Genomic DNA, 12,162 nt, shown 5'->3' on the forward strand with positions numbered 1-12,162 from the left:
TGGATCGTCGATGGCTGCAGCCCTTCCGCGATCGGGAGGTCGAGCGCCGTCCCGCCGTGCGACTCGACATTTGCCCGCGTCGTATCGAAATGGGTGTTGTTCGGAACGATGTCGCCGGGATTCACCATCGCGCCGAACAGAATCCGCTCCGCCGCGCGCCCCTGATGCGTGGGAATCACGTGATGCAGCCGCGTGATGTGCCGCACCGACTCCTCGAACCGGAAGAACGAATCAGCACCGGCGTACGATTCGTCGCCGCGCATCATCCCCGCCCACTGCCGCGACGACATCGCCCCAGTCCCCGAATCGGTGAGGAGATCGATCAGCACGTCCGCGGCGCGCAGCAGGAAGAGATTGTAGTGCGCCGCTTTCAGCGCATCGCTGCGCTCCTGGTGCGTCGTCTGTCGGATCGGTTCGACACTCTTGATCCGGAACGGTTCGATGATCGTTTTGGGCGAGAACATTCAACGCTCACGGGCGCCGAGTGCGCGCCAGAAGAGGAAGATCGGGATCCCGGCGCCGAGGAGGAGCGTGCCGCGGAGTCCGTTGCTGGGGTTCGAGACGATGGAGCCGACCATCACGTACACGGCGCACGCCACGAAGACGAGCGTGCTCCACGGATGCAGCGGGGTGCGCATCGCGATCTTCCGGTCGCCGTCGTGCCGGCGAATCACGAAGAGCGCCAGCGCGTTGAGGCCGAAGAAGATCCAGTCACCGAAGACGACGTAGTCGAGCAACTCGCCGTACTTCTTCGACATCAGCAAGCCGATCCCCCACGCCCCCTGCAGCAGCAGCGCCGCGACCGGCGTGCGCCACGTGGGATGCAGCCTGGCGAACGACTTGAAGAAGAGTCCGTCGCGCGCCATCGCCTGGTAGACGCGAGGCGACACGAGAATGACGAGGTTGAGGAAGCCGAACGTCGACGCCACGATCCCCACCGCGATCAATCGGCGGCCGAGCGCACCGGTGACGATCTCCATGGTGTCGGCGGCCGGGGCGGTGCTTGCGGCCAGGCCATTGACGCCGAGCGCGCGCAGGTACGCCACGTTCACCAGCAGATACGCCGCCACGACCGCCACCACGCCGATCACCAGCGCGCGCGGCAGGTTGCGTTCGGCATCGATCAGTTCTTCGGCGACGAAGTTGGTCTGCTGCCACCCGCCGAAGGCAAAGAGCACCGGCACCAGGGCGGCGCCGAGCGCCAGGATCAGCGGGCCGCCATGGAGCGGCGTCGCCGCGATTTCCGGTGGCTTTGATGGCGCGATGAACGCCGCGATGATCAGCGCCGCAATCGCGGCAAGCTTGAGGAGGGTGAAGATGTTCTGCGTCCACGCGCCGGGCCGCACGCCGAGGATGTTGATCACGGTGAGGATCGCGATCGCCGCCGCGGCGATCATCGGCTGCGCGCTCGCCGGCCACCCCACCAGTGCTGCGAGATAGCTCGCGAACGTCATCGCCACCGCGGCGATCGCGCCGGTCGCCATCACCAGCAGCAGCGCCCACGCGTACATGAATCCGGCCAGCGGGCCGAACGCTTCGCGGAGGTAGGCGTAGCCGCCTCCCGCCGTCGGCCGCCGCTGCCCCAGTTCGGCGAAGACGAAGGCGCCGATCAGGGCGATCACCGCGCCGAGTCCCCAGGCGGTGAGTGTCATCGCGGGTGTCTTGACGCGCTGGGCCACCACGGCGGGATTGAGGAAGATCCCCGAACCGATGATCCCGCCGATCACCATCATCGTCGCGGAGAAGAGGCCAAGCCGCCGCGCGTATCCGACGGAGCCGTGCGGGTCGTTCATGCCGTGCGGCCGGCGTGCGTCATCGAATTGGTCCCGGGAAGGAGCGTCTCCGAAGTTCGCGTTTCCCCCCGCCCAAGGCAACCACTACCTTTCCCGCCGTTCCGATCACCACCGAGGACGTGACCCGGCATGATGCGCTCGTTCCTGCTCTGGCTTTCCACCCGTCAGTCGATCTTCAACTTTGTCCGCACCAATCGCCTCGCCCGCAAGTTCGCGTCGCGATTCGTCGCCGGCGAAACGATCGCTGATGCCGTTGCCGCCGCGGCCGAGCTCCACCAGCGCGGCATCACCGCGTCCCTCGACATGCTCGGCGAAAGCGTCTCGCTCCCGGACGAAGCCGAGCGCGCCCGCGACGCCTATCTCGCCATGCTCGACGCGATGCACGCCGCCGGGATCGAGGTCAACGTCTCGGTCAAGCTCACCCAGATGGGATTCGACATCGACGAGGCGCTCTGCCGGCGCAACATTCTTGCGATTCTCGATCGCGCGCGCGCCCTCGGCGGATTCGTCCGCCTCGACATGGAAGGGTCGCCGTACACGCAGCGCACCCTCGACTTCTACCACCAGAACCTCCTCGCCGATTATCGCGCCAACGCCGGCGTCGTGATCCAGGCGGCGTTGCGCCGCTCCGCCGGCGATATCTCCGATGAAATCGCCTCCGCGGTCCGCGTGCGGCTCTGCAAGGGCGCCTATCTCGAGAAGCCCGATATCGCCTTTCCCGACAAGCGCGATGTCGATGCCCAGTACGTGCGCCTGATGGAACAGCTCCTCGCCAGCGGCAACTACCCCGGGATCGCCACGCACGATGAGACGATCATCGCGCACGCGCGCGACTTCGTGGCGATGCATGACATCCCGCGCGATCGCTTCGAGTTCCAGATGCTCTACGGCGTGCGCCGCGACCTGCAGGAACTCCTCGCGCGCGAAGGCTACCGCATCCGGACCTACATCCCGTTCGGCACGCAGTGGTACCCGTACCTGATGCGCCGCCTCGCCGAGCGCCCGGCGAACATCGTCTTCATTCTCGGCAACATCGCGAAGGAACGATCCAGGACGTGACCGAGTTCACCCTCGGTGGATACATGGCGACACACGATCGTGCCGCCGCATTCACCGGGAGCGATGGTCTCCCCTATTCGGTCGCGCTCTGGATCGATGACGAAGCCGACGACCGCGGCCGCTACGGCGCCGCACTCCTCTTCGTCCGCTGGACCGCCGCCGGCGACACTCCCGACGGCCATCTCGAATCCGACTATCTCACCTGGGGTGCCACCGTCGAAGAGGCGCGCGAACGTCTCGGCGCCCTTTCGCTCTACGATGTGAAGGCGATACTCGACGAGATGATCGCGAAGAAAGCCGCCAAGCCGGAGGAGTGCTGACGACGATCGGAGTGGTCCTCGCCCGCGAAGGAGGATCGTACCGCGTCCTCGTCGACGGCGTCGAACGGACCGCCGTGCTGCGCGGCAAGGCGAAGCGCGAAGTCGACCGCGCCGTCGCCGGTGATCGCGTCCGCTTCGATCCCGCCACCCTCACCGAAGATGTTCTCGGCATCGAGACCGTCGAGCCGCGCACCGCGATTCTCGACCGCCGCGTTCCCGGTGGGCGCGGGACGCGGCCCGTCGCGGCGAATGTCGATCAGGTCGCCGTGGTGATCGCGGCGGCGAATCCGGCGCCGATCCCGCAGCTCCTCGATCGCCTCCTCGTGGCCTCCGAAGCGAGCGAAATCCCGGCGTTCGTGATCGTCAACAAGATCGACATCGCGCCGGCATCGGCGGTGGCATCGCATCTTGCCGCGGCCGGGTACGAGGTGATCGGGACCGCCGCGAAACGTGGCGACGGCGTCGAACTGCTCCGCGAGAGGCTGCTCGGAAAGGAGTCGGTCTTCACCGGGCCGAGTGGTGCGGGCAAGTCGTCGCTGCTCAACGCGCTTGAGCCGGGACTCGGACTTCGCATCGGCGAGATTTCCGCCAAGGTGCAGCGCGGTACGCACACCACGGTGTCGGCTGTGATGGTTCCGCTGGCGGTGGGCGGTTTCGTCGTCGACACCCCCGGCTTTTCGGATGTGGGGATGTGGGCGCTCGATCGCGCCCATCTCGACGAATGTTTTCCGGAGTTCCGGCCGGCGGTCGGGGAGTGCCGCTTCGACGACTGCACCCACCGCGGCGAACCGGAATGCGCCGTGCGCGCACTGGTCGAATCCGGTAATGTGCCGCGCAGTCGCTACGAGAGTTACCTCGCCATCTTCGCCGAACTCGCGACACTCCCCGAAGACTGGGAGTAGCGCGCTAGGGGAGCAGCTCCGCTCCGCGGCGACATTCTGCCACACCATCTTCTGCGGCCTTGGCGCACGCCGCCGCGCGCGCGCCGGGGTCGGTTGGCTTGAGCACGGCGATCTCTTCTCCCACAGCGGCGAAGCACGGTCCGCGATTCGGCCCGACCGGCACCTGCTTGCAGAAGTTGAGGCCGTCGTCGGCCTTCGCCGTCACGTCGACGTAGTTCTTGACCGCGCCCGAGAAGCAGAACGGCTGGAATCCCGGGTCGCCGTGCGAACAATCCTCGATCACCTTCGGCGTGTTCTGCACGGTGAAGCCGCTGGCGTTGGTGCCGAGCGAGACGTAGCACTGCCCGCGCCCCACCAGTGGTGCCTTGTCACACTCCTTGGTGGCCTGCTCGAAGTTGCTGTTGGTGCGGGCGAGGATCAGGCCACCCTGCAATTGATAGCAGGAGAATTGATACGTCGTGTCGACGATGGAGCACGGATAGAGCGCGTCGGTGGAGTCGCGCATCTTGAAGGTGATCTTGCTCGGGTCGGGCATCATGTGATCCATCCCCGGCATGCCGGCCATCCCGTCGTCGCTCTTCGCGCTGGAATCGGCGACCACGGCGCCCGACTCGTCGAGCGCATGCACCGCGGTGTGATGGCCGCCGGGCATCGATGCGACGGCGTTCTCCATGAAGACGCCGCCGTAACAGGAATAGCGATCCCACGAACTGTGCAGCCAGTCGCATCCCTTGAGCGCCTTGGGAAGCTCCCAGTTCCACGCCATCTCGAAGCCGTGGCCGAGCCCGTGGACGCACTGGAAGCGGAGCCAGCGATCCTCGGGCGCCGCCGCGACATCATTGCAGAGCTGGACGGCGCGGGCCGAATCGAGGGCCCCGTTCTCGGTGAGATACGCCTGGATCACGCCGTGATAGCAGCCCGACTGGAAGAGTCCGGTGCACGACCGGAAGATCCTGGCGACGTCCTCGCCCGGCTTCCATGCGCGAATCCCGATCACGTGGGTGTAGCCGTGCCCGTCGAGCTGCACAGCGGGATTGCGCGCGGCGAGCGCCGCGAGTGCGCCCAGCGCGACGTGAATCCGGTCGCTGCGGGCCAGCTCGACGAAGTAGTCCTCGTAGCAGCTCTGCAGCGCCGTCGCCGACTTTCCCTTGCACTGCCGCTCGGCTGCCTTGGCGAGGCCGGTGGTGTCGTTCGCCGCGACCAGCCGGTCGATCTCCACCGGAGTCGCGGCCTGTGGCCGCGCGCACGCGACGCCCGCGGTCATCAGCGCACACGCGAGGGCACCGATCGTCCATTTCATCGAGTCAACTCTTCCGCGTCCAGCGATTGGCATCGCGCTGCTCCACTTTGTGCATCATGGTATCGAAGGCCTGCTGGAGATCGATCCCTTCCCGATTCGCCATGCAGATGATCACGAAGAGGATATCCGCCATCTCCATCGCCAGGTCGCCCTCGGCTTCGTCTTTCTTCTTGGTCTTCTGGCCGAACCGGTGATTGATCTCCCGGGCCAGCTCGCCGACCTCTTCGGTGAGGCGGGCGAGGTTCGTGAGCGGGTGGAAGTACCCCTCCTCGAACTGGGAGATCCAGGCATCGACCCGCTGCTGCGATTCGGTAAGCGACATGGATCAAGGGTCGATTGCCGGGGGCCGGGGGTCAAGTGCGGGGCGGTCCGGAGGAGCGGGCGCGCGGCCTATATTCCACGCCAATCCCATTCGGACCAACGATGCGCTCACGTGAACGGATCCTCGGCAACCTCGAACAGATCTACAAAGAGTCGTTCGACCACGCCCGCACGGTCGGCGCCACCGACCGGATGTTCGACCTCGACAACGCTTACATGCGCGACCAGCTGATGCTGGAGATCCTTCTTGATATCCGGGACCTCTTTGCAGTTGCCCCCGCCGCGCCGGCCGACTCCGGGAAAAGCGCGCTGCAGCAGCTGCAGGCGCTCAAGCGGCTCGCGGGGAAGTAGCCAAGCCGAGGACCAGGCATCCTGCCCAACATCGTCGACGTTCTCCTCACCGGCTGGGTCCGCGAGACCGCTCCCGGCCGCTTCGACACCGGGGCCACCGTGACACTGATCCGCGGCCAGGTGAACATCCTCGTCGACACCGGCGATACGTCGCAGCACGCGGCACTCCTCGAGGCGCTGCACCAGCGCGATCTCGCGCCGGAGCTGATCGCGTTTGTCGTCAACACCCACGGCCACCTCGACCACGTTGGCTGCAACGCCCTCTTTCCGCACGCGACCTTCATTCTCGACGACGACATCGCCCGCGACGGTGAATACCACTCGCACTCCTTTGCCGACGCGCCATTTCTGCTGCCTGCAGATCCCGACGCGTCGATCACCGTGATCGCCACGCCCGGCCACACCGATCACGACCGCAGCGTCCTCGTCACGACTCCCGGCGGCGTGATCGCCATTGTCGGTGACCTCTTCGAATGCGCCAACGACGACACGCCCGACGTCTGGAGCCGCTGGTCACACGACGCCGAACGTCAACGCCGGAGCCGCGCGATGGTTCGCGGCATCGCTGACCATATTGTCCCCGGGCATGGAGCGATCTTCCCGGTACGATCGTGAACTCGGGTCACATTTGCCGTTGCGGGCGGGCCCCGTGCGGGAACCCCGACCTCCGCTTCCGCGTTGCCTTGCCGACGTTACCATTCGTGTCCTGCGCCCCGACGACAATTTCAAGGAGACCCTGATGTCCGGCCGGTCGCTCGGTTTCGCCCTCGCGCTTGTCGCGGTCGCGGTGCCGCAACTCCTACAGGCGCAGGGGAAGATCGACCTCCCCGTGCCGCTCTCCACGCTCGAAAAGCAGGTCAAGGCCGACTCCAACGATCCGGCCGCGCACTACAACGTGGCGCTGGGTTACTGGAACGCGAAGAAGTGGCCCGACGTCGATCGCGAACTGCACGCTGCCGTCGCCCTCGACCCACGCTTTGCCGCTGCGCATCTCGCGCTGGCGTATCTCCCGTTCGCGCGCGACCGGCACATGCTCGACGGAATCACCCGCATCGACGCCCAGACCCCGAAGTCGATTCGCGATGCCATCGACCAGAAAACCCGCGAATTCCGCCACGCCTTCCTGATCGATCCGATGGTCGACATGCGGATCATGGCGGCCAACGACATCTCGGTCGATTACTGGACGATGCACGACGCCTTCGGGCAGAGTGATGCCGCGCTCATCGAGGGGCTCACCGATTGCGAGGAAGGGCACTACGCCGATTGCGAGACCAACCTCGATGTCTACATCAAGGCGTACGGCAACAACGCCAGGATCCAAGCTGACGTACCGGAGCAGGTTCTCTGGTTTGACGGGCTCGCCGCGGCGCACCAGAAGAATTACGCCAGCGCGATCGCGCAATTCCAGCAATTGATCGTGCGCGACTCGATCGCCGCCGCGAAGGCCGAAAAGAAGGACGTGATCCACTTTCCGATCCGGTCGAACGAGTATCGCTACTTCGTGGGAGTGCTCCAGGCCGATGCCGGCAACGGCGACGCCGCGATTGCCACGCTGCACGACGCGCTCGAGCACGATCTCTCGCTCTACATCGCCCACGTTCGTCTCGCCGAGATCTACGAGAGCCGCAAGGATTTCGACCACGCGGTCGAAGAACGACGCAACGCCGTCAACGCCAACCCCGACGATCCCACGCTCAATGTCGATCTCGGCGTGACGCTCGGGCGTGCCGGCCGTTTTGCCGAAGCGGGCGACGCGCTCAAGACCGCCGTGCAGGTGCTCCCGCGCGATCCCGACGCCTGGTACTGGTACGGGATCGCGATGCAGCAGCTCGGCCGGACCGATGAAGCCCGGAAGGCGTTCGGTGAGGTCGTGGCGGTGGCGCCGAGCCGGATGGCGCAGCGCGCCGAACAGGCGAGGCAGCATCTGGCGGCGCTGAAGTGAGGCGCGTTGCGGCGGCGATTCTCCTGCTGTCGTTCGCTGCCGCACGACCGGTGCGCGCACAGGGGTCGTACGAAGAGCTGCAGCGCTTCTCGGACGTGCTGAATCACGTGCGGAGCAACTACGTCGATTCGACGACGTACCGGCAGCTGCTCCACGCCGCGATCGATGGCATGCTCCGGTCGCTCGACCCGCACAGCTGGTACATGAGCAGCGAAGACAATGCGCGATTCAACGCGCTGGAGCGTGGCGAACTTGCCGTGACCGGCGTCTCGCTCGAACTCGCCGATGGTGTCGCGACGGTGTTGAGTGTCTCCGACGGATCGCCGGCCGATCGCGCAGGAATCCGCCCCGGCGACCGCGTCGTGAGGATCGACGGCGTGCCGACGGCGGGACTCACCGCGCGCGCGATTGCGCTGCGGCTCGCCGGCGACAAGGGGACGAAGGTACGCGTCGAAGTCGAGCGTGGCCCGCGTCTCGAGCCCGATTCAGTGAGCGTGTCGGTGAAGCGCGAGATGCCGAAGCCGGCGAACTTTGTCTCCGAAACACTGATGGTCGACTCGGTCACCGGCTACCTCAAGCTGTCCGAGTTCGGCGAGAAGGCGGCGACGCAGGTGCACGACGCCGTCAAGAGCCTCCGGGGCCGCGGCGCCAAGCGCCTGATCCTCGACTTGCGCGGCAATCCCGGCGGGATCGTCACCGAAGCGGTCGACATGGCCGGCGAATTCCTCCCGGCGAAGTCGCTCGTCTTCTCCACCCGCGGCCGCCAGCAATCGGTCAACAAGGAGTACCGCACCAGCAGCGACGGCGACTTCGAACAGATGCCGATGGTGGTGCTGATCGATCAGGGAAGCGCCAGTGCCGCCGAAGCGCTCACCGGCTCGCTGCAGGACAACGACCGCGCCATCGTCGCGGGCCGGCGGAGCTTCGGGAAGGCGCTGATGCAGACCGGCTTCCTCGTCCCCGACGGTTTCGTCGAACTCACGGTTGGGCATGTTCTTTCGCCGAGTGGACGATATATCCAGCGACCATACACCGGGCTGCAGCTCGAGCAGTACTACGCCTTCGCCGGGGACTCGGCCTGGCAGGACACCACCCGGATCTTCCACACCGTGCACGGACGGCCGGAAAAGGGCGGCGGCGGGATCGCCCCCGATGTCGCGCTGCCGCCACCGCCCGGAGCGCCACGATGGTGGACCGTCGCGGCCGACAGCGGCTGGGATCGTGCCATCGCCGACAGTGTTGCCAACACGCTCGGAAGTGCGCCGGCCGATCGCGCGGCATGGCTTGCCGATTCGTCGAGATGGAACGATCGCGTCCTCCTCCCCTTTCTCGGGCGGGTACGCGCACGACTGGCGATCGCTGCGGCGGTCGACGCGCCCTCGCGCGCCGCGATGTCGCGACGTCTCGCGGCCGATGTTGCGACGGTCCGGTGGAACGAGGAGGCCGGTCGAGAACTCTCGATCAGGAATGACCCCGACGTGATCGCGGCGCGGGGACTCTTCGCCCGGAGTGCGGCGATTCTCGGACACTAGCCGCCTCACCCCGAGCTCAGCGTCCGCAGGACGCCAAGCAAGGGATCGGGATGACATCTGCCCCCCGGCGGGGCATCTTTGGACCATGGCCACCCGTACCCAGGCGCGCTCGCGCTCAGCGATCCGGCTCGAAAAGACCGAGCTCCTCGATCTCTACCGGCTGATGCTCCTCTCCCGCCGGCTCGACGACAAGGAAGTCCAGCTCAAGCGGCAGAATCGCATCTTCTTCCAGATCTCCAGCGCCGGCCACGAAGCGGTGACCGCCGCCGCCTCCAGGATCTTCCGCCCCGGCCACGACTGGTTCTACCTCTACTATCGCGATCGCGCCCTCTGCCTCGGTCTCGGCATGACGGCGACCGAGCAGCTCCTCTCGGCGGTTGCCGCCGCCGATGATCCCAACTCCGGCGGCCGCCAGATGCCGTCGCACTGGGGGCACAAGGAACTCAACATCGTCAACGTGTCGAGTCCGACCGGGACGCAGTTCCTCCAGGCGGTCGGCGCCGCCGAGATCGCGGTGCGCGCCCCGGCAAGCGACGCGACGCGCGACCTATCGGCGGGCGATGAAGTCGTGCTCTGCACCGCGGGCGAAGGGACGACGAGCGAAGGCGAGTTCTGGGAATCGCTCAACACCGCCTGCAATCTCAAGCTGCCGATCGTCTATCTCATCGAGGACAACGGCTACGCGATCTCGGTCCCGGTGGAGGTGAACACCGCCGGCGGATCGATTTCGAAGCTGGTGCAGTCGTTCCCCAACCTCTTCATCCAGGAAGTCGACGGCTGCGATCCGGTCGCCTCGTACGACGTGATGCTCAAGGCGTTCGACCACGCCCGCACCCGCAAGGGGCCGGCGCTGGTGCACGCCAGGGTGATCCGCCCATACTCGCATTCGCTGTCCGATGACGAAGTGGCGTACCGGCCGGCGTCCGAGCGCGAGGCCGACGCCGCGCGCGACCCGCTGCGCACCTATCCGGCCAAGTTGCTCGCTGACGGCATCGCCACCGAGGCGGAGCTGGAGCAGATCAGCAATGCGGTCAACGAGGAGATCGAGGTGGCGACGGGGATCGCACTCGCATCGCCGCAGCCGACCGCCGACACGATCTATCAGTATGTCTATTCTCCCGACGTCGATCCGACGGCGGAGCAGTTCGACACCGAGGACGACCCGCAGTCGACCGGCGAGCCGACCACGATGGTTGATCTCCTCAACACCTGCCTCAGGGACGAGATGGCGCGCGACCCGCGGATTCTCGTCTTCGGCCAGGACGTCGCCGACGCATCGCGCGAGTCGAACCGCACGGCGGTGAAGGGGAAGGGCGGCGTCTTCAAGGTCACCTTCGGATTGCAGAACCAGTTCGGCGGGACGCGGGTATACAATTCGCCGCTCGCCGAGGCGAATATCATCGGCCGGGCGATCGGGCTCGCGACCCGCGGGATGAAGCCGGTCGTCGAGATCCAGTTCTTCGACTACATCTGGCCCGCCTACATGCAGCTCCGCAACGAGCTCGCGCTGCTCCGTTGGCGGAGCAACAACGCCAACGCAGCACCGGTGGTCGTACGTGTCACGTACGGCGGATACCTCAAGGGTGGCGCGGTGTATCACTCGCAGACCGGGGCGGCGATCTTTACCGGCGTGCCGGGGATCCGCGTCGTCTGTCCGTCGACGGCACTCGACGCCAACGGACTGCTGCGCACCGCGATCCGCTGCGAGGACCCGGTCCTCTTCCTCGAGCACAAGCACCTCTACCGGCAGACATACAACAAGGGGAAGTACCCCGGACCGAACTTCATGATCCCGTTCGGCAAGGCGCGGGTGGTGAAGGAGGGGCGCGATCTGACGGTGGTCACGTACGGCGCCGTGGTGCAGCGCGCATGGCAGGCCGCAAGGAATATCAAAGATGCCACGGGGCAGAGTGTCGAAGTGATCGACCTGCGGTCACTCAATCCGGTCGATTGGGACACGATCGCCGCGTCGGTGAAGAAGACCAGCCGCGTGATCGTGGCGTACGAGGATTCGCTGAGCTGGGGCTACGGCTCGGAGATCTCGGCGAAGATCGCGTCGGATCTGTTCGAGTATCTCGATGCGCCGGTCAAGCGCGTCGCGGCGACCGATACATTCGTGGCGTACGCGCCGGAGCTTGAGGATGTGATCCTGCCGCAGGTCGAAAGCCTCCAGGCCGCGATGGTCGAGGTTCTGAAATACTAGGCGAGGCGGAGAGACCAACCGACCACTTCTCCGAACCGTTCTCGCGGACGCTGCGTCGCACCATCGGACTCGCGATCGCGATCGGCGCGATCATCGCGCTGGTCCACCGCCGTCTCGCACTCTTCCCGCTCGGCGTCGAGTTCGCCCTCTGGTTCACCCTCGGTGGCCATTTCGTCGAACTCGTCTGCCGAAATCAGCTTCGCCCGCTGATCAGCAATCGCATCGTCGGATTCGTCGTGCGCGTCGTCGCCTGGTTCATCGGTGGATCGTTGCTCTACGCCGGCGCGATGGCGACGCGCGCGCTCTTCTTCCACCATCATCCGTCGACGATGCCGTGGTGGATCGGCGGTGTGGCATTCATCGCCGGAGAACTCCTGATCCACCTCCTCCTGCTCGCCCGCGGCGAGCCGAGCGTCTACAACTCGCACGGGTGAGC

The 12,162-nt window shown here is 66.2% G+C and carries 14 protein-coding genes; 9 read left to right on the top strand and 5 right to left on the bottom strand.

Annotated features, from left to right (window positions below):
* Both VGM20_02225 and VGM20_02230 read right to left on the bottom strand, forming a co-directional pair.
* A partial coding sequence (locus VGM20_02225; GenBank protein HEY4099673.1) for a beta-eliminating lyase-related protein occupies positions 1-464 on the bottom strand: 464 nt, incomplete at its 3' end.
* Positions 465-1,793, bottom strand: a complete 1,329-nt coding sequence (locus tag VGM20_02230) for an amino acid permease (protein ID HEY4099674.1) — start codon at positions 1,791-1,793, stop codon at positions 465-467.
* Positions 1,794-1,922: 129 nt separating this feature from the next.
* Here VGM20_02230 and VGM20_02235 point away from each other — a divergent pair, with 129 nt between their 5' ends.
* Genes VGM20_02235 through rsgA form a run of 3 tightly spaced genes read left to right on the top strand, consistent with a single transcriptional unit; the run spans position 1,923 to position 4,074 of the window.
* Entirely contained in the window at positions 1,923-2,852 is a 930-nt protein-coding gene (locus VGM20_02235) for a proline dehydrogenase family protein (GenBank protein ID HEY4099675.1), read from the top strand.
* Positions 2,849-3,172, top strand: a complete 324-nt coding sequence (locus VGM20_02240) for a hypothetical protein (GenBank protein HEY4099676.1) — start codon at positions 2,849-2,851, stop codon at positions 3,170-3,172. The genes VGM20_02235 and VGM20_02240 overlap by 4 nt, the downstream gene beginning before the upstream one ends.
* On the top strand, positions 3,166-4,074 hold the full coding sequence (gene rsgA / locus VGM20_02245) for a ribosome small subunit-dependent GTPase A (GenBank protein HEY4099677.1): 909 nt from the start codon (positions 3,166-3,168) through the stop codon (positions 4,072-4,074). Before VGM20_02240 ends, rsgA begins: the two co-directional genes overlap by 7 nt.
* Before the next feature lie 4 nt (positions 4,075-4,078).
* On the opposite strand, the gene VGM20_02250 is transcribed toward rsgA, so the two are convergent.
* Together VGM20_02250 and VGM20_02255 are read right to left on the bottom strand one after the other, a co-directional pair.
* Positions 4,079-5,374 (bottom strand): hypothetical protein, encoded by a 1,296-nt coding sequence (locus VGM20_02250; GenBank protein HEY4099678.1) that lies wholly within the window; start codon positions 5,372-5,374, stop codon positions 4,079-4,081.
* Positions 5,375-5,378: 4 nt separating this feature from the next.
* Positions 5,379-5,696, bottom strand: a complete 318-nt coding sequence (locus VGM20_02255; protein ID HEY4099679.1) for a nucleotide pyrophosphohydrolase — start codon at positions 5,694-5,696, stop codon at positions 5,379-5,381.
* A 101-nt stretch (positions 5,697-5,797) separates the two neighbouring features.
* On the opposite strand from VGM20_02255, the gene VGM20_02260 reads away from it, so the two are divergent.
* From VGM20_02260 to VGM20_02280, 5 genes are all read left to right on the top strand, one after another.
* Positions 5,798-6,046, top strand: coding sequence for a hypothetical protein (locus tag VGM20_02260; protein HEY4099680.1), 249 nt, complete (start codon positions 5,798-5,800; stop codon positions 6,044-6,046).
* Between the two features lie 99 nt (positions 6,047-6,145).
* Entirely contained in the window at positions 6,146-6,661 is a 516-nt protein-coding gene (locus tag VGM20_02265; GenBank protein HEY4099681.1) for an MBL fold metallo-hydrolase, read from the top strand.
* Positions 6,662-6,785: 124 nt separating this feature from the next.
* Positions 6,786-7,991 carry a tetratricopeptide repeat protein gene (locus tag VGM20_02270; protein HEY4099682.1) on the top strand — a complete coding sequence of 402 codons (1,206 nt, stop codon included), beginning with the start codon at positions 6,786-6,788 and terminating at the stop codon, positions 7,989-7,991.
* Positions 7,988-9,523: a S41 family peptidase gene (locus VGM20_02275; protein ID HEY4099683.1), complete on the top strand. Its 1,536-nt coding sequence runs from the start codon at positions 7,988-7,990 to the stop codon at positions 9,521-9,523. Before VGM20_02270 ends, VGM20_02275 begins: the two co-directional genes overlap by 4 nt.
* Before the next feature lie 85 nt (positions 9,524-9,608).
* On the top strand, positions 9,609-11,726 hold the full coding sequence (locus VGM20_02280; GenBank protein HEY4099684.1) for a dehydrogenase E1 component subunit alpha/beta: 2,118 nt from the start codon (positions 9,609-9,611) through the stop codon (positions 11,724-11,726).
* On the opposite strand, the gene VGM20_02285 is transcribed toward VGM20_02280, so the two are convergent.
* Positions 11,723-11,896, bottom strand: coding sequence for a hypothetical protein (locus VGM20_02285; GenBank protein HEY4099685.1), 174 nt, complete (start codon positions 11,894-11,896; stop codon positions 11,723-11,725). The genes VGM20_02280 and VGM20_02285 overlap by 4 nt on opposite strands.
* Positions 11,897-11,962: 66 nt before the next feature.
* Here VGM20_02285 and VGM20_02290 point away from each other — a divergent pair, with 66 nt between their 5' ends.
* Complete coding sequence (locus VGM20_02290) at positions 11,963-12,160, top strand: hypothetical protein (GenBank protein HEY4099686.1); 198 nt, start codon at positions 11,963-11,965, stop codon at positions 12,158-12,160.
* The last annotated feature ends 2 nt before the right edge of the window (positions 12,161-12,162 follow it).

The sequence above is a fragment of the Gemmatimonadales bacterium genome, assembly GCA_036500345.1.
Lineage (GTDB): Bacteria > Gemmatimonadota > Gemmatimonadetes > Gemmatimonadales > GWC2-71-9 > Palsa-1233.

Bases quoted from the DNA above. Each gene is read 5' to 3' on its own strand.
- VGM20_02230 (HEY4099674.1), bottom strand. From the start codon at position 1,793: ATGAACGACCCGCACGGCTCCGTCGGATACGCGCGGCGGCTTGGCCTC.
- VGM20_02235 (HEY4099675.1), top strand. From the start codon at position 1,923: ATGATGCGCTCGTTCCTGCTCTGGCTTTCCACCCGTCAGTCGATCTTC.
- VGM20_02250 (HEY4099678.1), bottom strand. From the start codon at position 5,374: ATGAAATGGACGATCGGTGCCCTCGCGTGTGCGCTGATGACCGCGGGC.
- VGM20_02255 (HEY4099679.1), bottom strand. From the start codon at position 5,696: ATGTCGCTTACCGAATCGCAGCAGCGGGTCGATGCCTGGATCTCCCAG.
- VGM20_02260 (HEY4099680.1), top strand. From the start codon at position 5,798: ATGCGCTCACGTGAACGGATCCTCGGCAACCTCGAACAGATCTACAAA.
- VGM20_02270 (HEY4099682.1), top strand. From the start codon at position 6,786: ATGTCCGGCCGGTCGCTCGGTTTCGCCCTCGCGCTTGTCGCGGTCGCG.
- VGM20_02280 (HEY4099684.1), top strand. From the start codon at position 9,609: ATGGCCACCCGTACCCAGGCGCGCTCGCGCTCAGCGATCCGGCTCGAA.
- VGM20_02285 (HEY4099685.1), bottom strand. From the start codon at position 11,896: ATGGCCACCGAGGGTGAACCAGAGGGCGAACTCGACGCCGAGCGGGAA.